This window comes from Alcaligenes sp. AB3, assembly GCF_031844565.1.
Classification (GTDB): domain Bacteria; phylum Pseudomonadota; class Gammaproteobacteria; order Burkholderiales; family Burkholderiaceae_B; genus Alcaligenes; species Alcaligenes faecalis.
Genome location: NZ_JAUZVM010000002.1, coordinates 118,960 through 140,853 on the forward strand (window position 1 = coordinate 118,960; position 21,894 = coordinate 140,853).

General features: G+C 57.7%; 20 protein-coding genes. 8 read left to right on the forward strand and 12 right to left on the reverse strand.

Features of this window, described 5'->3' with window-relative positions; all coding sequences use genetic code 11:
• The first annotated feature begins 30 nt into the window (after nucleotides 1-30).
• The 4 genes from Q9R35_RS05575 to Q9R35_RS05590 all read left to right on the forward strand — a co-directional run bounded on the left by Q9R35_RS05575 (nucleotide 31) and on the right by Q9R35_RS05590 (nucleotide 3,555).
• Nucleotides 31-936: a LysR family transcriptional regulator gene (locus Q9R35_RS05575; RefSeq protein ID WP_311219505.1), complete on the forward strand. Its 906-nt coding sequence runs from the start codon at nucleotides 31-33 to the stop codon at nucleotides 934-936.
• A gap of 280 nt (nucleotides 937-1,216) precedes the next feature.
• Nucleotides 1,217-2,422, forward strand: coding sequence for a chromate efflux transporter (chrA, locus tag Q9R35_RS05580; protein WP_311219608.1), 1,206 nt, complete (start codon nucleotides 1,217-1,219; stop codon nucleotides 2,420-2,422).
• A 195-nt stretch (nucleotides 2,423-2,617) separates the two neighbouring features.
• The gene (locus Q9R35_RS05585) at nucleotides 2,618-3,139 is read left to right on the forward strand and encodes a ferritin-like domain-containing protein (RefSeq protein ID WP_042482654.1); all 522 of its coding nucleotides are present in this window, start codon (nucleotides 2,618-2,620) and stop codon (nucleotides 3,137-3,139) included.
• A gap of 131 nt (nucleotides 3,140-3,270) precedes the next feature.
• Complete coding sequence (locus Q9R35_RS05590; RefSeq protein ID WP_042482655.1) at nucleotides 3,271-3,555, forward strand: hypothetical protein; 285 nt, start codon at nucleotides 3,271-3,273, stop codon at nucleotides 3,553-3,555.
• Nucleotides 3,556-3,605: 50 nt separating this feature from the next.
• On the opposite strand, the gene Q9R35_RS05595 is transcribed toward Q9R35_RS05590, so the two are convergent.
• Both Q9R35_RS05595 and Q9R35_RS05600 read right to left on the reverse strand, forming a co-directional pair.
• Entirely contained in the window at nucleotides 3,606-5,168 is a 1,563-nt protein-coding gene (locus Q9R35_RS05595) for a sulfatase-like hydrolase/transferase (RefSeq protein WP_311219506.1), read from the reverse strand.
• Nucleotides 5,169-5,186: 18 nt separating this feature from the next.
• Entirely contained in the window at nucleotides 5,187-6,164 is a 978-nt protein-coding gene (locus Q9R35_RS05600) for a tripartite tricarboxylate transporter substrate-binding protein (RefSeq protein WP_311219507.1), read from the reverse strand.
• 102 nt (nucleotides 6,165-6,266) lie between these two features.
• On the opposite strand from Q9R35_RS05600, the gene Q9R35_RS05605 reads away from it, so the two are divergent.
• Complete coding sequence (locus tag Q9R35_RS05605; protein WP_311219508.1) at nucleotides 6,267-6,788, forward strand: MarR family winged helix-turn-helix transcriptional regulator; 522 nt, start codon at nucleotides 6,267-6,269, stop codon at nucleotides 6,786-6,788.
• Nucleotides 6,789-6,840: 52 nt separating this feature from the next.
• On the opposite strand, the gene Q9R35_RS05610 is transcribed toward Q9R35_RS05605, so the two are convergent.
• From Q9R35_RS05610 to wrbA, 3 genes are all read right to left on the reverse strand, one after another.
• Nucleotides 6,841-7,302, reverse strand: a complete 462-nt coding sequence (locus Q9R35_RS05610; RefSeq protein WP_252605935.1) for a carboxymuconolactone decarboxylase family protein — start codon at nucleotides 7,300-7,302, stop codon at nucleotides 6,841-6,843.
• Nucleotides 7,303-7,395: 93 nt separating this feature from the next.
• Complete coding sequence (locus tag Q9R35_RS05615; RefSeq protein WP_311219509.1) at nucleotides 7,396-8,562, reverse strand: MFS transporter; 1,167 nt, start codon at nucleotides 8,560-8,562, stop codon at nucleotides 7,396-7,398.
• Between the two features lie 5 nt (nucleotides 8,563-8,567).
• Nucleotides 8,568-9,194: an NAD(P)H:quinone oxidoreductase gene (gene wrbA, locus Q9R35_RS05620; protein WP_197314363.1), complete on the reverse strand. Its 627-nt coding sequence runs from the start codon at nucleotides 9,192-9,194 to the stop codon at nucleotides 8,568-8,570.
• Between the two features lie 121 nt (nucleotides 9,195-9,315).
• Between wrbA and Q9R35_RS05625 the strand changes: the two genes are divergently transcribed.
• The 3 genes from Q9R35_RS05625 (at nucleotide 9,316) to Q9R35_RS05635 (ending at nucleotide 12,145) form a co-directional block, all read left to right on the forward strand.
• Nucleotides 9,316-10,257 carry a LysR family transcriptional regulator gene (locus Q9R35_RS05625; protein WP_197314362.1) on the forward strand — a complete coding sequence of 314 codons (942 nt, stop codon included), beginning with the start codon at nucleotides 9,316-9,318 and terminating at the stop codon, nucleotides 10,255-10,257.
• 182 nt (nucleotides 10,258-10,439) lie between these two features.
• Nucleotides 10,440-11,441 carry a 2Fe-2S iron-sulfur cluster-binding protein gene (locus Q9R35_RS05630; protein ID WP_311219510.1) on the forward strand — a complete coding sequence of 334 codons (1,002 nt, stop codon included), beginning with the start codon at nucleotides 10,440-10,442 and terminating at the stop codon, nucleotides 11,439-11,441.
• A gap of 155 nt (nucleotides 11,442-11,596) precedes the next feature.
• Nucleotides 11,597-12,145 carry a GNAT family N-acetyltransferase gene (locus tag Q9R35_RS05635; RefSeq protein WP_311219511.1) on the forward strand — a complete coding sequence of 183 codons (549 nt, stop codon included), beginning with the start codon at nucleotides 11,597-11,599 and terminating at the stop codon, nucleotides 12,143-12,145.
• Nucleotides 12,146-12,234: 89 nt separating this feature from the next.
• On the opposite strand, the gene Q9R35_RS05640 is transcribed toward Q9R35_RS05635, so the two are convergent.
• From Q9R35_RS05640 to Q9R35_RS05670, 7 genes are all read right to left on the reverse strand, one after another.
• Nucleotides 12,235-14,487 (reverse strand): TonB-dependent siderophore receptor, encoded by a 2,253-nt coding sequence (locus tag Q9R35_RS05640; protein WP_311219512.1) that lies wholly within the window; start codon nucleotides 14,485-14,487, stop codon nucleotides 12,235-12,237.
• Between the two features lie 107 nt (nucleotides 14,488-14,594).
• Nucleotides 14,595-15,599 carry a siderophore ABC transporter substrate-binding protein gene (locus Q9R35_RS05645; protein ID WP_311219513.1) on the reverse strand — a complete coding sequence of 335 codons (1,005 nt, stop codon included), beginning with the start codon at nucleotides 15,597-15,599 and terminating at the stop codon, nucleotides 14,595-14,597.
• Complete coding sequence (locus Q9R35_RS05650) at nucleotides 15,596-16,372, reverse strand: ATP-binding cassette domain-containing protein (protein ID WP_311219514.1); 777 nt, start codon at nucleotides 16,370-16,372, stop codon at nucleotides 15,596-15,598. Before Q9R35_RS05650 ends, Q9R35_RS05645 begins: the two co-directional genes overlap by 4 nt.
• On the reverse strand, nucleotides 16,369-17,310 hold the full coding sequence (locus Q9R35_RS05655; RefSeq protein WP_063689021.1) for an iron chelate uptake ABC transporter family permease subunit: 942 nt from the start codon (nucleotides 17,308-17,310) through the stop codon (nucleotides 16,369-16,371). Before Q9R35_RS05655 ends, Q9R35_RS05650 begins: the two co-directional genes overlap by 4 nt.
• Nucleotides 17,307-18,251, reverse strand: coding sequence for an ABC transporter permease (locus tag Q9R35_RS05660; RefSeq protein WP_199265347.1), 945 nt, complete (start codon nucleotides 18,249-18,251; stop codon nucleotides 17,307-17,309). The genes Q9R35_RS05655 and Q9R35_RS05660 overlap by 4 nt, the downstream gene beginning before the upstream one ends.
• On the reverse strand, nucleotides 18,251-20,017 hold the full coding sequence (locus tag Q9R35_RS05665) for an ABC transporter ATP-binding protein (RefSeq protein WP_311219515.1): 1,767 nt from the start codon (nucleotides 20,015-20,017) through the stop codon (nucleotides 18,251-18,253). Before Q9R35_RS05665 ends, Q9R35_RS05660 begins: the two co-directional genes overlap by 1 nt.
• Nucleotides 20,011-21,798 (reverse strand): ABC transporter ATP-binding protein, encoded by a 1,788-nt coding sequence (locus Q9R35_RS05670; RefSeq protein ID WP_311219516.1) that lies wholly within the window; start codon nucleotides 21,796-21,798, stop codon nucleotides 20,011-20,013. The genes Q9R35_RS05665 and Q9R35_RS05670 overlap by 7 nt, the downstream gene beginning before the upstream one ends.
• Nucleotides 21,799-21,894 lie beyond the last annotated feature (96 nt).

The following is a 21,894-nucleotide window of genomic DNA, read 5'->3' on the forward strand; positions in this document are numbered from 1 at the left end:
GGTCGAAATACATTTGATTTAAAGTCAATAATGAAAACAACTCTGGATGAAATGCAGGCATTTATAGCCGTGGTGGATGCTGGTGCCATTTCGCGGGCGGCCGAGCATCTGGGGCTGACGGTGTCGGCGGTCAGCCGTACATTGAACAGGCTTGAAGAGAAGCTCAACACCACCTTGCTACGGCGTACCACGCGGCGCTTGGAACTGACGGAGGAAGGGGCGGTTTTTCTGGAGCGGGCCCGATCCATTGTGGCCCATGTGGAAGAGGCGGAGGAAGATCTGGCCATACGCCGGCAGCAGCCAGTAGGGCGCTTGCGGGTGGATGCTGCCTCGCCTTTTATTCTGCATTGCGTGGTGCCGATCGTGCGCGGCTATACGGAGCGCTATCCGCAGGTCAGCCTGGAGCTGACCAGTAATGAAGGGTGGATTGATCTGCTGGAGCATCGCACGGATGTGGCCATTCGGATTGGTCGGCTCAAGGACTCGACCTTGCATGCGCGACCTATTGGCAGCACCCGTTTGCGTGTGATGGCTTCACCTGCCTACCTGGAAAAGCACGGACATCCGCATGACGTGGCCGACCTGGATAATCATGTGTTGCTGGGCTTTACCCAGCCGCTATCCCTGAATGAATGGCCCCTGCCTGCGCAAGACGGGATGCCGGTGCATATCAAGCCAAGTATTGCCGCTTCCAGTGGGGAAACTTTGCGGCAACTGGCGCTGGATGGAGTGGGGATTGTGTCGTTGTCGGACTTCATGACGCACCGGGATCGCGATGCAGGACGTTTGGTGCAGTTGTTCCCGAAACGCACGCTGGAGATGTGTCAGCCTATCAATGCGGTGTACTACCGTAACACGGCCTTGTCAGCGCGGATTTCCACGTTTGTAAGCTATTTGAGTGAGTGCTGGGAGGCAGGGCTGGGTGGAACGAAATAGCGCGTGATGAGGACGGTTCTGACGTTCTACATCACAGTATTCATATGTTGCGAGGCTAAGGAGCCTGTAGCTTGTCTATCGGGCGGTAAGCAGAAAACACATCAGCAGTAAAAACAGGTGGTGCAGATGACGTGCGGCGGACGTTGATCAAGGGGGAGAACAGGCAGCAATGAATAATTCGAACGAACCTGTGCAGACACAGACACAGACACAGACACAGACACAGACACAGACACAGACACAGACATCGGTACAGGCACCTGCATCAGCACAGGCAGAAATGCAGATGCAAGCGGCAGATAGGCCAGGTAGCCCGCTGGAGGTCTTCTGGGCATTCTTGAAACTTGGGCTGACTTCGTTTGGCGGCCCTATCGCGCACCTGGGTTATTTTCGTAGCGAGTTCGTAGAGCGCCGCCGCTGGTTGGATGATCGCAGCTACTCCGATCTGCTCGCCCTGTGTCAGTTCTTGCCGGGCCCGGCCAGCAGCCAGGTCGGAATGGCGCTGGGTTTGGGGCGTGCGGGGTGGATGGGTTTGTTGGCAGCCTGGACAGGCTTTACCTTGCCTTCGGCCATTGCATTGATTTTGTTTGCCTTGGGATTGGCGGGACAGCAGGGGATTGCAGAGTCAGCATGGGTCCATGGGCTCAAGATTGTGGCGGTAGCGATTGTGGCCCAGGCAGTGCTGGGAATGACCCGGTCTCTATGTCCTGATCGATCTCGTGCTGCATTGGCGATGGTGGCTGCTTTGTTGAGTCTGGCCTTGCCCTCGGCCTTTGGGCAGGTTCTGGCCATCGCGGTAACAGGTTTGATCGCCTGGTGGAAATTGGATTTTGCTCAAGCAGGGGTGGCTCAGGCTCATTCGTATCCGGTGTCTCGCAAAGTAGGGATGGCTGCCCTGTTGGCTTTTGCCGGGCTTTTGCTTGCTTTGCCGGTGTGGGCCGCGGCTACAGGCTCAACGATTATTCAGCTACTGGAAGGGGTGTACCGCTCCGGGGCGCTGGTCTTTGGTGGGGGTCATGTCGTGTTGCCGCTGTTGCAGGCCTCTGTCGTACCGACAGGAATGGTCAGTAATGCGGAGTTGATGGCGGGTTACGGAGCGGCGCAAGCGGTGCCGGGCCCCCTGTTTACCTTCGCGGCTTATATCGGGGCGATGGCTCAATGGCCTTTGCAAGGCTGGCTGGGGGGCATGGCACTGTTGGCACTGATTTTTATCCCGGCGTTCTTGATTCTGATTGGCGTCTTGCCTTTTTGGGAGGGGCTGCGACATCGGGCTGGCGTGCGCACAGCGATGGCAGGGATTAATGCAGGGGTGGTCGGTATCCTGGGGGCCGCGCTGTATGACCCGGTATGGACCAGCGCTATCCATGACAAGGCGGATTTCGGCTTGGCCTTGCTCTTGTTTGGCTTGTTGACCGTGGGACGTGTGCCACCGGCTTTGGTTGTGCTTTTGGCGGGACTGGGCGCCTTGTTAATGTCGATTATTTAAGTGTCTTGTTTGCCGTACGTGATTGCCTGGCGTCACTTTTTTAGTCCGGAAGGTGTGGGGCTGATTCAATAAGGAGCAGGTAGCCGCCTGTTATTTCTCAAGGTGTGCTCAGGGCGCGGGCCCCTTGGGAACGCCATATGCTGGGTATCAGTTGCTTGTCGCAGTTGCGGCAAGGCAAACCGACTGGAGAATGTCATGGATACCCATAAATCACGCGCGGACAAACACTTGATGGACTGGCTTCGAGACGCGCACGCGATGGAAGAACAGGCTGAGACGATGCTGAACAGCATGCTCTCGCGGGTCGAGAACTACCCGGAGCTGCATCAGCGTATTCAGCAACATATCAAGGAAACTCAGACACAGCAGGGGCTGGTGCGCGAATGCATAGAGCGGCGTGGTGGAGATACTTCCTTGCTCAAAGACCTGGGTGGAAAGGTCATGGCAGCGTTTCAGGGCTTTTCCGGGATCTTTGCCTCTGATGAGGTGGTGAAAGGCACGATGTTCAGCTTTGCCTTCGAAAACCTGGAAATTGCGGCTTACAGCCAGCTCAAGGAGGCCGCTGATTTTGTGGGCGATACGGAGACGGCGATGGTGTGCCATCAAATCCTGGAGCAGGAGCGCGCCATGGCCCGTTGGTTAGAAGAGCATTCACCCGAATTGATACGAATCTTTCTGGCACGCGCCAATGAAGGTCACAGTCAGGCCAAGCCGTAGTCCACATCCGTCCAAGGCTGTTGGTTGACGGCCTTGCTTGGCAGGTTTTCAGCTTGGAGGCAGCCATGAAGGCTACCAGGCACACTGTTTGCTGGAGCCTGTCTGCGAAACCTGATCTTTGGAGAGTCAGCATGAGTCCCACACGCAAAGACAGCACCGAACGTCCGAAACCAGTTAAAGCACCGGAGCCCAGCAGCGAATCTCAAGTGGATATTGCCGGGCGGGTGCAGGAAGACCTGAAAGAAGTTAATGAACGCGGCAAGGACAAGGAGCGAAGGCGGCCGGTAGACCATAAAGCGACGCAGTTTGATGGTTCACCTAATCCGGAGCCCGACAAGAGTCCGTATTGGTTCAAGCCACATGACGATACGCCCGCCATCTTGCCCAAGCGCCGCGGTCCAAAGAACCCGGACTAGAACGCTGGCAAACGTTGGGTGCCCCCTTTCTGTCGCCTCTGCGCCTGGGCTTACCACTGCCCGAAAAACACTCCTGCCTTTTTATACGCATTCGTACCGCGTTCAACCTCTTCTTCTGTGACAGTGGTGCGGCGTTTCAGGCTCGTGAACCATTGCAGCAAGCGTTCCCGACATTCCTCACGTATATGCTCATGGTCAGCAGAGCGGCCCAGATCGTTGAACTGTTCTGGGTCGGCATGCAAATCGTAAAGCTGCTCAGGTTCGTCCAGCCAATACACATAGCGCCAGCGGTCGCTGCGCAGGGACCAGGCTCTGGCATTGGACGGTGATTTGTCACGTATCACGCGTGCCAGGCGATAGCTGTAGTCCAGTTCGGAAAACACGCAGTCGCGCCACGGGGGCTGGGCACCGTGCAGCAGGGGTAGAAGGTTTCGCCCCTCAAGACGGTGCGAGGCCAGTGGCAGGCCCAGCCAGGACAGCATGGTGGGCAGCACATCCACGGCTTCAACCATTCTGTCATCCACTGTTCCACGTGTGGCGTCCGCCTCCGGTGACGGGTCGTAGACGATGAAAGGCACGCGCTGCACGGTGTCGTAGAACAGCTCTTTCTCGCCCAGCCAATGGTCGCCCAGGAAATCCCCATGGTCGGCGGTGAAGATGATCAGGGTGTTGTCCATCAGGCCATTGCGGGACATGAAGTCGAACAAGCGGCCCAGGTGGTCGTCCAATTGGGTGATCAGCCCCTGGTAGGCGGGCCGGACCGTCTCCACGCAGGTGTCGCTGGAGAAGCTGACGCATTCTTCTTGCTGGCGGTAAGCCTCCACGACCGGATGCGCATTGCTTAATTCGGCCTCGTTGCGTACTACGGGCAAGCATTGATCTGCGCTGTACATATCGTGGTAGGGCGCAGGGGCGATGTAGGGCCAGTGTGGCTTGACGTAGCTCAGATGCAGCACCCAAGGCTCATCTCCCATGCGCTCCATGAAGGACAGGGCCTGATCCGTCATGTAGGCGGTTTCTGAATGCTTTTCTTCCACCAGAGAGGGATAGCGGGCATTGCGCATATACCAGCCACTGACGGCCTCTCCATCCGGGCCGCGTGCGGAGATCACAAAGTCTGTCCATGGGTCATCGGACTGGTAGCCATGGCGTCGCAGGTAAGCTGGGTAACCACTTTCTTCGCCCGGTTCATGGTGGCCGTCGTAGCGGTCTATCTCTTCAAAGCCGCCGGTTTTAAGCAGGCGGGCCAGTTCGCTGCCACCATCCAGTGCCAGTCGTTCCAGCCCTTTTTGATCAACCATGATGTGGGTTTTACCCGCCAGCACCAGCTTGTGCCCACCGGCGCGCAAGTATTCGCCCATGGTGACTTCGCCTACCGACAAGGGTACGCGGTTCCAGGTGGCGCCGTGGGTAGAGGGATAGCGGCCCGTGTAATAGCTCATGCGCGATGGACCGCAGACTCCGGAGTTAACAAAGGCACGGTCAAAGCGCACCCCCTTGGCGGCCAGTGCATCCAGATTGGGGGTGCGAATATGAGGGTGCCCGTAGCAGGCCAGGTGATCAGCGCGTAGCTGATCGGCCATGATAAACAGGACGTTCTTGCGTTGTGTCATGTGGTTGGTGTTGCTGGTTTATTGCGTGACTTTGAAGCCGGAGGCCTGAATAACGGGTGCCCATTGCTGGCGGAATTGTTCGATGCGAACGCGGGTTTCTTCCGCATTGGCAGATACCGGGATCAATTCATTTTTCAGCAGTGTCTCTTGCAGAGCCGGATCGCTGGTGACCTCCTTGATTGCCTCGCCCAGTTGGGTCACTTTGTCGGCGGGCATGGAAGCGGGGGCGAAGAAAGCATTCCAGCCGGAGGCTTCCAGCTCAACGCCGGACTGCTTCAGGGTGGGTACATCCGGCAGGGCGGCTTCGCGCTCGCTGCCCGAGGTAGCCAGAATGCGGATGCGTTTGCTTTGGTGTTGGGAAGTCAGCACGTCCAGCGTATCAATGGCCACGGGCAGAATGCCGCCGATCAGGTCGGTAATGACGGGGGCCGAGCCACGGTAGCCAATGATCTCGCCCTTGGAGCCAATCTGCTGTGACAGCATCAGGCCAAAGAAGTGGGGCAGGCTGCCGGTGGCGGGAACACCGATATTGAAGGCTCCGGGATGCTCCTTGGCCCAGGTGATCAGTTGATCCATGGTTTTAATGTCGCTGTCTGCCGATACGGCCACCCCAAAGCCGTACTCGGTCACCATGGAAACCGCCTGAAAGTCGCTGTCGGGTTTGTACGGGATGTCATTGAAAACCAGCGGGGCGACCACCATGATGGCGGGGTTGGCCAGGATCAGCACATTCTTGTCTGCTGCTGTGCTTTTGACGTACTGGGCGGCAATCCGGCCCCCTGCGCCGGTTTTGTTCTCGACCACAATAGGAATCCCCAGCTTCTTGTGCAAACCGTCCGACACAATGCGGGCGGCCCGATCTGACGCGCCTCCCGGCGCATAGGGCACAACGACTGTCAGGTTTTCAATCGGGCTTGCGGCGTGGGATAGACCAGCGAACAGCAGTCCTGACAGCAGACAGCTTGTTACCGTGGCGCGAAGGCGGTTCTGGGCCATGATTTGTCTCCTTTTTTTTGATTTCCATCAGTTTTTACCGCAGCTTACCAAGGGGGCTGATACTTGTTCTAATCAAGTATCTTCAAGGCTAAAGGTCCTTTTATGGTCAGCCCCTCCCCATCTTCTTCTACCCCGGCAAGCGCCGCTCCGGCTCCTACGCTTCCGGCCATGATGATGTTCCAGCTGTATCGGGCCTGGTCGGCAGGCAACCCGATTTTCATTCGCTTGTGCGAGGGGCGCTTCAATATCACTCGCCGTGAATGGCGTATCTTGGCTATCGCCTGTATGCATCCGGCCCTGACAGGGTCTGCACTAGCGCAAGCGGTAGCGCTGGACGGGGCTCGCTGTTCGCGAGCCGTCAGTTCTTTGTGTGAAAAAGGTTTGTTGAAGCGAACTCGAGACATGCTTGATACGCGCGTGGTTCATATTTCCGTCACCGAGTTGGGCCGGCAGCGCTACGGGGAAATGATGCCCATCGTCGTGTCCTTGAATGCAGAAATTTTTCAGGATCTCAGCCAGGCAGAGATGGCGGCGCTAAGCAGCATGCTGGATAGAATTACAAGCCGGGCCGCTGCCATGCTGGAGAGCAATGTGGTGCAGGAGCGGGCCCGTCGTAATCGGTAGTTCGTCTGGGGTTGAAGGCTTATGGTTGCGCTTGTATGGGTACAAGCGCAGTTCAACCCTCTACATACGGTGTTTCAGGCACCTGTGTATGAAAGCTGGCGTTGAGCATGTTCCAGGCGCGAATCGTTCCAACGACGAAGGTCAGCTCGACGATGGCTTCGTCACTGAAATGCTGCCGAGCCAGTTCAAAGTCTTCGTCGCTGGGGCTGCGTTGGGGCAGCGCGTTGACGGCTTCTGCCCAGTTAAGCGCGGCGCGTTCGGGCTCGCTAAAGAAGCGGGTGGCTTCGCGCCATCCCGAAAGCGCATTAATGTGCCTTGGATCTGCACCTTGCCTGATCAAGTCCGCCCAGTGCATGTCGATACAAAAGGCGCAGCCATTGATCTGGCTGATGCGCAGGTTCACCAACTCTTTCAAGCGTTTGTCCAGGGTGCTGCCTGCCGTAAATGAAGCTCGGCCCAGAGCCTTGGCCGATTGTGGGGCCAGTGTGTAGTAGTCAAGTCGGGGAGTCGACATCGTTATGTCCTTTCTTAAGAATAATGAGTGGGGCAATCGTGTTGTGCTTGTCGCGGAGAGATCAGGCTTGTTACGGGTGTTGTGACCGTCTGGCTAAGCCCTCTGCGCCGGGTTATTGATATGCCATCGGGCGATGAAGGCCATTGCTATCGCCCAGGCTACAACCAGCACTGCGGCAGCGGGCCAGCCGTGCCCATCGACGGCGCGGCCCACCAGTAACGGTCCGAGCGCCACTCCCATATTGCTGCCTTGCATCAGCAGTCCAACTGCCAGGGCGGCCTGAGATGGACTCCTTGTCACTAGTGGAACTGCAGACAGCAGGCTGGCTGGAATCAGGCCGCCCACTGCGGAGAACAGGAGGCATAGCGCCAGTGTTGGTATGGGCCCGAACACGGGCAGGAATATGCCCGGGGCACACGCCCCCATCACGATGGCAACCCATAGACAAAGTATGTGTCGGGATACTCGCCTTAGAATTCGGGCGGAGCAGAGGTTTCCCAGCACATTGGCAAGACAGGCTAACGCCGCCAGTATGCCTACGGTAGTAGGGCTTGCCTGCATGCGCTGTTGCAGCAGCACCGGCAAGAATGAAAATAGGGCAAAGAACATCAAGCTATAGAGCAGGAAGGTTATAGCCAAAGGGGCTGAGCTAAGAACATGACTCAGACGGGCGCAAGGCGCTGGCGCCAGTTGGCGTGTTGGAAGCGCTGGGGTTAGCCGCATGACCAGCACTGTGATCATGGCCGTTAACACAGCCGTAAAGAGCCAAATATCGCGCCAGTTGCTAAACCAGGGCCCGGTAAGCATGGCTAAAGCCATACCGCCTGGCATGAAACAACTCCAAAGAGCAAGGGCTTTGCCCTGGTCCTGTTTATGTGTAATTCGCGCTATTAGCGTAGGTCCAGATACGGTGATGAGCAGGAAACCCAGGCCTTCCACTGTTCGCGCGACCATGAGCATAACGATACTGTTCGTTGGCACGGCGGCAACTGCGCCTGCTGTCATGGTCAGAAGTCCTAGGATCAACATGTGTCGATCCCCCGCTCGTGCCACTGCCGAACCGGCTGCTATGCTGCCCAATGCACCTAATACCGCGAAGGTGGCGCCCAGGCTTCCTACTTCCGCCAGGCTCAAACCCAGCTCAGACTGCAAGTGTGCTGCGGCAGTCGCCACCTTCCCGAGGTTGTACGCGCAGGCTACCCCGGTTACGAAAACTACCCATACCGCTCGCCAGTCAGTGTGTGTCTGGTGGGAAGGCATGTTATTTACGCCACTATCGCAGGTTTTATTGATGCCAGTGCGTGAGCCACCCGGCCTACATAAGCTCCCTGATAGCGTGCTGCCTCCAGCTCGTTAGAGGTGGGTTGCCGGTCACCACCATTGCCATCATCAGCCAGTGTTGAAGCACCATAAGGCGTTCCCCCAGTGATTTCGTCCATGCGCAACTGCCCCTTGAAACTGTAGGGCAGACCTGCCACCACCATGCCCAGGTGCAGGAGAACGGTGTGTGTAGAAAGAATGGTGGACTCTTGGCCACCATGTTGGCTGCCAGTGGAGGTAAAGACACTGCCCACCTTGCCGACCAGGGCATCCCGTGCCCACAGGCTGCCGGCCTGGTCCAGGAAGTTCTTGAGCTGGGCAGCCATGTTTCCGAATCGGGTCGGCGTGCCCAGGATGATGCCATCGTAGTGCGCAAGCTCATCGACGGTTGCTACTGGAGCATTCTGAGGGAACTTGTAGCCTGCCTTTCTGGCAATGGCATCAGGCACCAGCTCCGGCACACGTTTCAGTACGGCTTGGGCACCACTGCTGTGTACCCCTTCGGCAACCGCCTTGGCCATGGTTTCAATATGGCCGTAGGACGAGTAATAAAGAATAAGGATTTTAGTCATTTCGCACAGTCCTTTTGTGTTTAAGGGCTAACAGAGCGCCTTAATGACATTCAGTATCGACGCGTTGAATGATCTACGGAAGGCCTATAATATTGAACATGTTGATTCAAAAAATAGATCAATGCTGGACGCCCTTACCCTCGATCAAATCCGTATGTTTGTCACCGTCGCTGACGCAGGCAGTTTTCGTCAGGGCGCGACTCGTCTGCGTCGTGCGCAGTCCGCGGTAAGCCACGCCATTGCTAATCTCGAACGCCATCTGGGGGTAAGTCTCTTTGATCGAAGTGCGCATCGGCCCAGGCTGACGCAAGCTGGTCAGGCCTTGCTCGAGGATGCCCGGGCGATATTGCTGAAAGTAGACTTCATGCGTGCCCACGCCAGCGGATTGGTCCAAGGGGTGGAAACCGAGCTGTCCTTGATGGTCGATACGCTCTATCCACTGCCTGTTGTTGCGGCAGCGTTGAAAGCCTTGCGTCATGCTTTGCCATCTGTCCGTCTGCGCCTGGCTGTTGAGCCTCTGGGTGCGCCTCTACAGGCGCTGCGGGACAAGCGCTGTGACCTTGCAATCATGGCGGGCGAGGATTTCATGGATCAGCGCATTCAGATCGAGGCTTTGCATTGGGTGCCGATTGTGGCCGTAGCTGAGGCAAGCCATCCCCTGGCTTTGGTCCGTCATGCGTTGACGAACACGGAATTGGCAGATCATACGCAAATCGTTCTGGAGGACCCTTCGGCCTTGTCCGAAGGGCGCGATTTTGGGGTGTTATCACCGCAGACGTTGCGAGTAGGGACTCAGGATGCAAAGCGTGCGCTGATTTTAGGCGGGGTGGGCTGGGGGCGTTTGCCCTTGTGGACGATTGAGCAGGAGTTGGAGCAGAAGCAACTTGTGCCCTTGGCGGCTGCGGCGCTCGGCCCCATGGGAGTGTCCTGCACGCGCGCGTATCTGGCTCATCGCACCGATCACGCGTTTGGTGTCGCCGCCACAATGCTGCGGCAGGAGCTGCTTAAGTTTGCCGCTCCTTCTGAGGATGCTATGCAAGTCTGGCCGGGAACGGCGCCGTGAAGAGGTAACTGGGTACAGGCTTCGGGGTGGATAAAACCGTGCTTGTCCTTGCTGGCCACATCTCCTTGGCATGCTATATAACATTTGCAAGGCAGCCAGATCTGTGCCGGTTCGGAAACACGGGTTTGGTGCGTTGAAATCCTGGTAGGGCACTGGTTGTACCTTAGGGGGGGAAGGCTGAAATGAGCAGCAAAACAATTCATATCCGTCAGACTGGCAAGCGGATAGCAGCTCAGAGAGGACAGAGCATCCTGCAGGCCGCGCTAGAGAGCGGTATGGTCTACCCGCACGGTTGCCGTATGGGGCGCTGCGGTGGCTGTAAAACGAGATTGGTCGACGGGCAGGTGGAGATGCTGGAGTATTCGCCTTTTGCCTTGACGGTCGCGCAACGGGCCCGAAACCTGATCCTGGCCTGTAGAGCAATTCCCACCAGCGATGTCACGGTAGATTGGCTGGGAACGGACGATATACATGGGCGGGCTCCTTTACGCACTGTGACGGGTACCGTATCTGCCATTGCGGATTTGACTCAGGATGTACGCCTTGTCCGGATTCGTCTGAATGATGCCGAGCCCTTGATGTTTTATGCCGGGCAATACGCGGATATCCGGTTCGGGCAAGCGCCGGTGCGTAGTTACGCCATGGCCAATCCCCCCGGTGCGACAGAGCTGGAGTTTTATATACGTCGTGTCCCGGGCGGGGTGACCTCAGGCTACGTGCACACGGTGCTGCAGATGGGGGAGTCGGTGACGTTGGAAGCGCCGCGTGGGTCGTCCTATTTGCGTGATGCTCACGATGGCCCCATCTTGTGTATAGCTGACGAGGCAGGTCTGGCACCGATCAGGTCAATGATTGAATCGGCTTTGGTCGGTGGCATGACGCAAGCCATGCAGGTGTATTTCGGATTGCAGGAAATTCGGGACTTGTATGCGCTTGATATTTTTCAGGCCTTTGAACGCCAATACGCTAATTTGAGCTTCAAACCCGTCATTTCGGGTATACCGGTGATGCCCTATCGACGCGGTGTGCTGACAGAGGTGATTGCTCAGGAACAGAACAACCTGAGTGGCTGGAAAGTGTATGTAGCGGGGTCTCCGATCTTGGTGGATGCTGTCATCGGCCTGGTATTGAAGCGCGGTTTGAAAATTCAGGATCTGCATGCGCAGGTGTTTGTTACCCCGTAAGATTACTGAGGCCTGCGGCTAGATCGAGTGGCGCGCGCCTATAATCGGACGTATTCAGACAAGGGGTGAGACTGGCGTTCAGCAATGAGCCGACTGATCTTCTTGTTTGAGTGCCAAGCCTGATTCAGCCCTCGTAAAATTTCACAGTGAACTTGATGTCCTCTTTAGCCTCTGGTTTGTCGCTACGCCCTCTACAGGAAACAGAACTGAACCTGCTGTGGTCTATAGACCGTAGCGAGCAGATCGATGGCTTGTACGAGCTGCGCGATGGCGTATTGCACAAGCAAGCGGCTGATATTGATCTGCGCGGCTGGCCGGAGGGCGACCCGGAGAAATATCACCCGGAACATGAGGACGCCTTTCATCGCGGCTCCTGGTTCATGGGCGTATTTCAGGGCGATCGCTTGCTGGCTGCCGTGGGTTTGGACAGCCTGCCCTTGGGGCCACAGGGGGATTGGCGTCAGCTATTTTTCCTGCATGTCAGCCAGTCCTTGCGAGGGCAGGGCATGGGCGTATGGCTGCTGGATCAGGCCAAGAAACAAGCTGTGGAATGGGGCGCGAAGGCGGTCTATGCCTCGGCTACGCCTTCGGTGAACACGGTGGATTTCTATATGGCGCATGGCTTTGAAATCGCGCCAGAGCCTGATCCCCGTTTGTTCGAGCTGGACCCGGAAGATATCCATCTGCTGTGTTTGCTGGATTAGAGACTTAGCCTCTTCTTCTGCAAAGAAAAAGGCCTTGCTGGCGCTGTTATCGCGCAGCAAGGCCCTTTCATCACACACAGGCTTTCAGCTTAGAAATCCATTGTTGCCGACAGCATGAAGGTACGTGGTGCGCCCACAGCCAGGCTGGTGAAGTGCGGTTTGGCCCAGTAAGCCTTGTTCGCCACATTATTCACCGTGGCCCGCAAGGTCAGCGGGCGGCCGGAGATCTTGGTGCGATAGCGCGCGCCCAGATCAAACACGGTATGGCCAGGGATGGATAGGGAGTTGTCTGCGCTCAGGTATTGCTTGGATGAGGTGGTGGCATTGGCCATCACGGTCAAACCCTGCAAGTTGGGTATATCCCATTCCACGCCCAGCTTGGCTTGCCACTTGGGCAGGCCGGTGGCCTGGCGGCCTTCTTCAGCCGGATTGGCAGCTTTGGTGACTTCCGGGTTGGAGTAAGCCACGCCACCCATCAAGCGCACGCCTTCCAGGGGGGAGCCGAAAAAGCCCCATTCAATGCCTCGGTTGCGCTGCTCGCCACCAAAGGAGAATACGTTGGTGAATGGGTCGGTATAGCTGCTGGGGCGTTTGATTTCGTACAAGGCCAGGGTGTGGGCAAAGTCACCCAAATCCAGCTTCAGGCCCACCTCCTTCTGTTTGGTCTTGTAGGGAGCAAAGACCTGGCCTGCATTGGCGGCTGTGTTGGGGGCAATCGCGCCTTGCGATAAGCCTTCGATGTAGTTGGCGTAGACCGAGACCTGATCAGTGGCTTTGACCAGGAAGGCGACGGCGGGAGTGGTTGCGCTTTCCTTGTAGCGCTCGCCTGTGCGCTGGCCGGTGGTGCCGTTAAAGCTTTCGTTGATCACTTGTTGACGGCGTGCGCCTAGTGTCACTTGCACGCGGTCGTCGGCAAAGGAAAGGGTGTCAGCAAAGCCGATGCTCTTCAAGCGGGTTTTAGTGGTGCTGATCAGGGGAATATTGTTCGGCAAGGATGGCTCCGGGCCCCAGACCGGGTCGTAGATATTGGTCACCCATGCGCTGGGCAACAGATTACGGAAGCCGCTCAGGTCGTAGTCCTCGTTGTACTGCGTGGCGTTGATGGCAAATTGGTGGCTGACGGGGCCGGTTTGCAGCTTGCCCATCAGACCCACTTCAGCAGTTTTGCGCCGCATTTCATCGGCCACGCCGCTGAAGTTGATCTTGAAGTCGCCTGCGTTATTGATCACCTGACCAGCGCCCATATTGGATCTGAATTTGGTGCGGCTGATACCGGCGGCGGCATAGGCAGTGAATTGATCGTTCAGGTCGAATTCGCCCCGGATCATGGCGCCTTTGTCGGTGGTGTCATAAAACGCCCAGGGCGGGTTCCATGACACATCGGGTTTGGGTGGTTTGGGCAGTTCTACACCGGGGTCCAACGTCAGGCCACGTGTCAGACCGTAGGCACGGTCTTTGCTGTGAAACAGGTCGGCAGACAAACGCACCCGTTCACCACGCCAGTCCAGACCCAGAGAGGTCTGGGTAATTTTCTTGTCCTGGTCTTTGACGGCAATTTCGCCATCCCGGTAGGCCGTGTTCAGGCGTATACCGAACTGCTTGTCCTCGCCAAAGCGACGGCCCAGATCCACGTGGCCGCCAAAGTGCGAGTCGGACATATAGCTGCCTGTGACGCGAAACAGGGGATCGTCGCCCGCGCGTTTGGTGACCAGGTTTACCGCACCGCCTGCCGAGCCTTTGGGTGGCATGCCGTTCAGCAGGGCGGAGGGACCTTTCAGCACTTCGACGCGCTCGTAGGCTTCAGGCGAGTTGCGGTAGTAGCCACCCATCCCGGCCAGGCCGTTGACGGTGACATCACCCACATCGGAGCGGAAGCCGCGGATGGAGTAGCTCTCGTTGCTCTCGCCCGCAATGCCGCTCATGAACACGCTGGGATCGGTTTTGGCGATCACTTCGCTGATGTCACGCGCCTGCTGATCGGCTATGTATTGCTCGGTGTAGCTGATGGTGTTGAAGGGCGTTTCCATGAAGTCTTTGGTGCCCAGCAAACCGACGCGTCCGCCGGTAGCGACTTGTCCGCCTGCATAGCTCTCGACAATCTTGTCACGCTGACCTTTGACAGTCACGGACGGCAAGGTGACGACTTCATCGGCCTGGGCAGCCGTACTGTTCTGTGCCTGGGCTGGCGAGGCCATCAAGGCCAGCGCGCTGGCTCCCAAACCCAGTAGTAGCGCCATTTGTACGGCACTGAAGGTACGATTCAGGGCAAAGCCGGAGCGGCTGGAACTGCCGCTTTTACGTATCGAGGGCGCAAACGTCCCATTGTGGCGTGGTGTGTACATGCCAGTTTCCTTTATGTAGCGGGGGTGTTTCTTTTGCTTTGATTAAGGCAAATAGAAATTGGATTGAGTCGCGTTACTCTCTATTTGCCCGTGTAAAAACCTTCAGGTCATGGGTGTTGGTAGGCCTTGAGCACATCATCAATAATCAGCTTGAGCGAGGTGACACTGGCAGCCGTCACATACCAGGCTTCGGCATTGGCAAACACCACGCGGCCGTTTTGCCAGGCTTTGGTTTCACGCAGCAGCGGGTTGCTCAGGCTGTCGGCATCCAGGGCAGGGCGGCGCTCCATCACGGCAGTGCGGTCGATCACGTAAATGATGTCCGGGTTGGCTTCCTGGATGAACTCGCTGGAGACAGGTTGTCCGTGCAGGCCGGTTTCTACCGTTGGGCTGGCAGGCTGTACGCCCAGCGCATTGAATACAAAACCGTAGCGAGACTGCACCCCGAAGGAGCTGAACGAGCCGTTGTTATGCAGAACAATCAGGGCTTTTTCGGGACGATCCTGGGTGATTTGTTTGGCTTGGGCGACTTTGGCCTCCAGCTCGGCCACTTTTAGTTTGGCCAGCTCTTCTTTCTTGAAGATCGAGCCCAGAGTCAGCAGGTGGTTCTTGATGACTTCAATGTGGTTGACCTGGCTATCGCGGTAATCCACATCAAAGTGAATGGTGGGGGCGATCTGACTCAGTTCCTTGTAGTGATTGGCTTGCAAGGAGGTGATCAGAATCAGGTCCGGCTTGGCGGCGTAAACCTGCTCCACATTGGGCTGCACAATCGCGCCGGTGTCCTGGATTTCAGGGACGTTTTTATATTTTTCCAGAAAGGCCGGGATGAAGTCTTTGGGCATGCCTACAACCGGGACCCCCAAGGCATCCAGAAAATCCACTTCGTTCATGTCCAGCGCCACGACGCGTTGCGGCAGTTTTTCTATGCGCGTGGAGCCCAGTTTGTGCTCGACCACGATGGGTTCATAGCGGGCACTGGTTTCAAGGCTGACGGCGGCTTGCGGTGCCGGGGTTTCCGCCGCTGCCTGGGTCTTTTTCTCGCAGCCTTGCAAGGCAAAGCTGGCGGCCACAAACAGGGCTATCAGCCCGTATCTGTGTTTGGCGATCATGCTAGTTCTCCTGATGGGGTGAAGTAATTGCACAGGCGGCCACGCTCGCTGTGCGTAATCTCGAAATCCAGGCCATAAAGTTCGGCCAGCTGTGCTTCGGTGACGACCTCGGACACCGGGCCTGCGCAGTACAGGGCCCCGTTTTTCATGGCCACAATGTGATCGGAATAGTTGGCGGCAAAGTTGATGTCATGCACCACCAGAATCACGGTGCGGCCGTACTCGTCACAGAGCCGTCGCAAGGCGCGCATGATCTGCACGGCGTGCTTGATGTCCAGATTGTTCAGCGGCTCGTCCAGCAGTAAGTAATCGGTTTGCTGGGCAATGGTCATGGCCAGAAAAGCCATCTGTCGCTGGCCGCCGCTCAGCTCGTCCAGATAGGACTGGCGCAAGGGTTCCAGCGATAGAAACTGAATGGCTTCGGAGATAGCTTGCTGATCTTCATCCGTCAGCGCGCCCCGGCTATAGGGGAAGCGGCCAAAGGCGACCAGTTCTTCCACGGTCAGGCGCAGATTGAAATCAGGAGACTGGCGCAGGGTGGCAACCCGGCGCGCATAGTCGGCAATGCGTATGTCGGCAATGTTGCGGCCGTCCAGCTGGATTTGGCCTTCGTCGGCTTCCAGCAGGCGGGCAATGCTCATCAATAAGGTGGTTTTACCGGCCCCATTGGGGCCGATCAGGGAGCTGAGCTGTCCGGTAGGAAACTGCGTGCTGACATTGGAAAGCACGGTCTTGTTCTTGTAGTGTTTGGAGAGCTGATTGATCGTAATCATGCTGTGCCTCGGGTACGAACCATCAGTCCCAGGAAGTACGCGCCGCACACTAGGTTGACGAGTATTCCGACGGTCGTGCGGTAATTGAAAATGTGTTCCACCGCTATTTGCGCCAGTAAAAACATGACGATGGCAATGGCGCAGCCCAGGGGCAGCGTGATTCTGTGTCGGAAGCTGCGGGCCAGCGCATAGCTGGTGTTGGCCACGAAAATTCCCATGAAGGCAGTGGGCCCGAGCAGGCTGGTGGAAATGGCGACCAGGGCCGCAATCAGGGCCAGTTGGATGCGCACGGTACGGCGGTAATCGACACCCAAAGAAATGGCTTGTTCGCGGCCTAAAGACAATACGTCCAGCGTGGGCAAGCTGCGCAGGCTGCCCAGGCAAATGCCACCCACCAGAATCGCGGAAATCAGCAGTTGCAAAGGCTCGGCCCGGTTAAAGGAAGCCTGGCTAAAGCCCAGCAGAATGGAGAACTCGCCGGGGCTGATTTTCAGCTGCACAAACTGGGTGAAGGTGCTGATGATCATGGTCAGTACCAGCCCCATCAACAGCAGGAAGTACACATTGTTCTTGCCTTGGCGAAACAGCCAGTGATGGATTGCCAGTGAGTAAGCTAGCATCAGCACAATGGACAGCACCACATTGCCATTGGCCCCCAGCATCACCAGGCTTTGTGTACCCAAGAGCAAGATCAGCAGGGACTGGAATAGCAGGTAAACCGCTTCGTATCCCATGATGGCGGGCGTCAGAATCCGGTTGCCGGTAATGGTCTGAAAAATTATTGAGGACCAGGCAATGCAGATGCCGCCAATCACCATAGCCGCCAAACGGTTCAGGCGTTTGGGGATGATGTAGTCGAAGTCCAGGCCGGAGCGATAGAACACAAAGCTCAATGCCAGCACCAGCAATAGTATCCAGACCAGATGTTGCCGTTTCATCGGTTTCTCCAGAAGATCAGGAACAGAAACAGCAGGCCACCCACGCCACCGGCGGTCAGGCCGATGGGTACTTCAAACGGGTAGATAATGAGGCGGCCCAGAATGTCGCAAGCCAGCAGCAGGCAAGCACCGCCCAGCGCCACAATGGGTAAGGTACGGCCCAGGTTGTCGCCATAGCGCAGTGCCACCAGATTGGGGATGACCAGACCAATAAAGGGAATGGCCCCTACGGTAATGACAGTGGCCGAGACGGTAACCGCGACCAGTATCAGACCCAGGGCTACGGTGGCGGAATAGTTCAGGCCCAGGCTGGTGGCCATGCCTTCGCCCATGCCCAGAACGGTAAAGCGATGCGCGTACAGATAGGTGAGCAGCACAATGGGCAGAATCAGATAAATGATCTCGTAATTGCCCTGCACGATCTTGGAGAAGTCGCCCAGCATCCAGCCCTGCAGACTTTGCAAAATCTGGTGCTGATAGGCATAAAACTCGGCAATCGCGCTGAGCACGCCGCCGTACATCAGACCAATCACCGGTACCAGCACGGTGTTCTTGAAGCGGATACGGCGCACCACGGCGATGAAGATTAGGCTGGAGGCAAAGCAGAACAAGAGGGCAAACAGCAGCTTGCCCAGAGTGCCGCTGCTGGGAGCCAGAGTCAGGGCGATCAGAATGCCCAGCTTGGCGGCATCCAGCCCGCCCGAGGTGGCTGGCTCCACAAATTTATTGCGCACAATGTGCTGCAAGATCACCCCGCAGACGGACAGGCCTATGCCGCTCAAGACCAGCGCCGCCAGACGGGGCAGGCGGCTGGCGGTCAGTGTCAGCCAGGCGTCGCCTGAAAAATTCCATAGCTGTGCCCAGCTGATTTGCCGTGCGCCTATCAACAAGGACAGGCTGCACAGCATCAGGAACAAGAGCACAAAAGATCTAGCTCGCATCACACACCGTTATCTTGGGCTGCGGTGGCAATACGCCAGCCTTTGGCGGCATGACGCTGGTTCAGGAAGTGGGCATAACGGCCCTGGCTTTCGCGTAGTTGGGCCGGTGGGCCTTGCTCGATAATCTGGCCGTTTTCCAGCACTACGATCTGATCGGCCATGGCGACGGTAGAGAGCTGGTGGGCAATCACGATCAGGGTGCGCTTGCCACGCAGACGAGCCAGGGCCTGGGCAATGGCAGCCTGGTTTTCAGCATCCAGTGCGGCGGTGGCTTCGTCCACCAGCAAAATGGGGGCGTTCTTGATCAGGGCGCGGGCAATGGCGATACGTTGACGCTCGCCCCCGGACAGGCGGGCCCCGCCTTCGCCTACCGTGGTGTTCAAACCTTCTGGCAGACGGGCGATGATTTCGCTGACACCGGCTTGTTCCACCGCTTCCATCAGTTCGGCCTCGGTTGCATCCGGTTTGCCCAGGCGGATGTTGTCGGCAATGCTGCCTGCGAACAGATAATCGTCCTGGAAAATCTGGCTGATTTGTGTGGCCAGTACCGGGCTGCTGATCTGGCGTACGTCCACGCTACCGATGGAGACACTGCCTTGGCTGACATCAAAGAAGCGGGCAATCAGCCGGGCCAGGGTAGTTTTGCCCGAGCCGGACTCCCCGATCAGGGCCACCATGCTGCCTGCTGCAATGCTCAGGCTGACGCCGTTCAGTACATCGGGTTTGTCGGCGGCATAGCGGAAATGCACATTGTTCAGCGCAATCGAGCCGTCGCTTGGGGTGTGGGGCGAGGCGGGTTCGGGCAGGGGCTGGACGGCAAACAGTTCCTGAATTGCATCCAGCTGGCCGCGTGCACCGCGCAGTACTTCCCCGTAGCTGGCCACTTCCAGCAAGGAGTCGATGTAGCGTGTGGTCAGCAGCAAGGACACGATGACGGCGATGACTTCTGCACTGCTCATGCCCAGGCCCGTATGGCTGTTTAGCCAAAGCGTGGCGGCAATCAGCAAGGCAGCGAAGGCAGCTTGCACCGCCCAGGCATTGAGCACCGCCGAGGCCGTGGATTGCCAGATCAGTTTCTTGCCTGCCTGATGCTGGCGCTCAATGGCTTCTTCCAGCAGGCGGGTGCCACCGCCTTCGCCATTGAAAGCACGCAGCACGGATTGGGCCTGGGCAAACTCCACCACGCGCTGGCTGGCATGGGCGAAATGAGCCTGGAAGGCATCATCGGCTTTGCGTCCCAAATGGGCGGTCAGGGCCAGAACAGCGGCCAGCAAAGGCAGCACGATCAGGGCAATCAGGCCCAACGGCCAATGCAAAATGAACAAGGCCACAACCAGCACGATAGGCGTCACAATCCCGGCGATCAGCGGGGTGAAAACGTGCGCTGGCAATTGGGCCACAGACATCATGCCTTGGGTGACGATGTGCCCCAGCCGCGCGGTGTTTTGAGCGGAGAACCAGCCTACGGGCAGTTGGGCGATATGTTCGCCCAGACGATGACGGCCACCTTGCAGGATGGCGACACCCACATTCACACCGGCTTGCTCCACATAGCGACGCCATGCCCAGCAGACAGCCACGCCAAGCAACAAGACCAGCAGCCAGCCGCCTGCCTGTTTGGGTTCGCCATTGAGTAGATGAGTGAAAACGGGGACCAGGGTGGTCATGGTCAGACCGCATAGCAGGCCGTATAGAACAGCCATCCAGCTATAGCGACGGAAAATGGGGGCATCCGTACCCAGCAGCTGAATCAGGGTCTTTAGCATGATGTGTCCTTGGAATTGTTGTCGTAGCCACCCAGGGTCCAGAGCCGTGCGTAACGACCTTGTTCAGCCAGCAGGCTGGCGTGATTGCCTTGCTCCACAATGGCGCCGTTTTCCAGTACCAGAATGCGGTCGGCGTGCATGATGGTGTCCAGGCGGTGGGCAATGACCAGCAAGGTACGACCTTGGGCAAAGCGCGACAGGGCATCCTGAATGGCGACTTCATTGCTGGCGTCGGCAGCGGCGGTGGCTTCGTCCAGCACCAGAATCGGCGGGTCCAGCAGAACAGCGCGTGCAATGCTGACGCGTTGCCGTTCGCCCCCGGATAGTTGGGCATCTTCACCCACGACGGAGTCGTAGCCACGAGGCAGGCTCAAGATACGGTCATGAATATTGGCGGCGCGGGCAGCGTCTTCAATCTCTTGCTGACTGGCCGAGGGGCGGCCCAGCGCAATGTTCTCGCGCACGCTGGCATTGATCAGGCGCACTTCCTGCAGCACAAAACCAATGCGGCGGTACAGCTCGGTGGTTTCGATTTGGCGCAGATCTGCACCGCCCAGGGTGATACGGCCTTCGCTGGGATCAAAAAAGCGCAACAGCAGGCGAGCGATGGTGGATTTGCCAGAACCGGAGGAGCCCACAATTGCGGTGACCGTGCCCGGTTCCAGGGTGAAGCTGATATTGCTCAGCGCCTGGTGGCCTTCGCCATAGACATAGCTGACGTTTTCGACCCGCACTTCCTGATTTGCCGGGACTTGTTGCTGATCGGCGGTCAGCGTTTCCAGCACGGGTGTTTTCATCAAGGCTTGCACACGCTGCGCGGCACCTGTTGCTCCGCCCAGATCGTGCAGCAAGGTGTGCAGCAAAAGCAGGGGCGCACAAATACCGGGGGCTACCAGGGCGAAGGGCAGAATATCTACGGGCGCCATCCAGTCCAGATAGCTGAACAGGGCGCCGAAGACCAGCACGACACCTAATACAGTGACCGGAGCGATCATGGCGTGTGCGTGGGCCATGCGGGCGACCAGTGGGCGGGCAAAGTTCAGAAAGGCGTCGGCAAAGCCGTCCACGGCCTTGCTATAGCCGCCATGTGCCTGCCCGCTGGAACCAAAGGCTTTGACCACAGGAATGCCGCTGACAAATTCCACCGTGGCACTGTTCAGGCGGCCAAGTTTTTCAACAAAGCCCTGCATATTGGCGCTGCTGGCCTTCATGGCGTGGCGCAGGAACAGGAAGAAGCCGGGGAAGGGCAGCAACGCCACAATGGCCATGCGCCAGTCCATGAAAAACAGGTACAGCACGGAGATCGCAATGGCACCAAGGGCGCGGCCTACCGAGGTGTAAAAGTGCGCGGTCAGGCTGTGCAGGGTGGCGATGTCATCCTGCATGGCTTGTTTCACTTCGCCTGAAGCCTGGCCGGTAAACCAGCCCAGTGGCACTTTGGCCAGTCGTTGGGCAGCGCTCAGACGCAGGCCGCGTGTCAGTTGATTGTCGGCCAGATGGGCCAGCAGCTCGCCTGCCGAGATCAGGGCCAGGCCTGCAAACATGCTGACGATGCTGAACAGCACCGTCCAGCCTATATCGCCTTGCAGTTCGCCAGACGGGGTATTGCCCAAAGCCAGCGTGGCGATGTGGGCGATTCCGGCCAAGGGCACCAGGGTAAGCATGGAACCCAAAGCCGCCAGAACGGCGGCAACAATCAGGCGCGAGCGTATGGAGCTGAGGATCTGGCTGATGGGGCCAGGCTCTTTACGCGCGTCCGTAGCAGTTTCACGAGTGGTCATGAGCGTTACATACCCAGAAATTCAAAGTAAGAGACATGATTTCTGCGGGGTGTGGATGAGTGTCCGGGCGGGTGGCGGCTCAGATCCGACACCTTC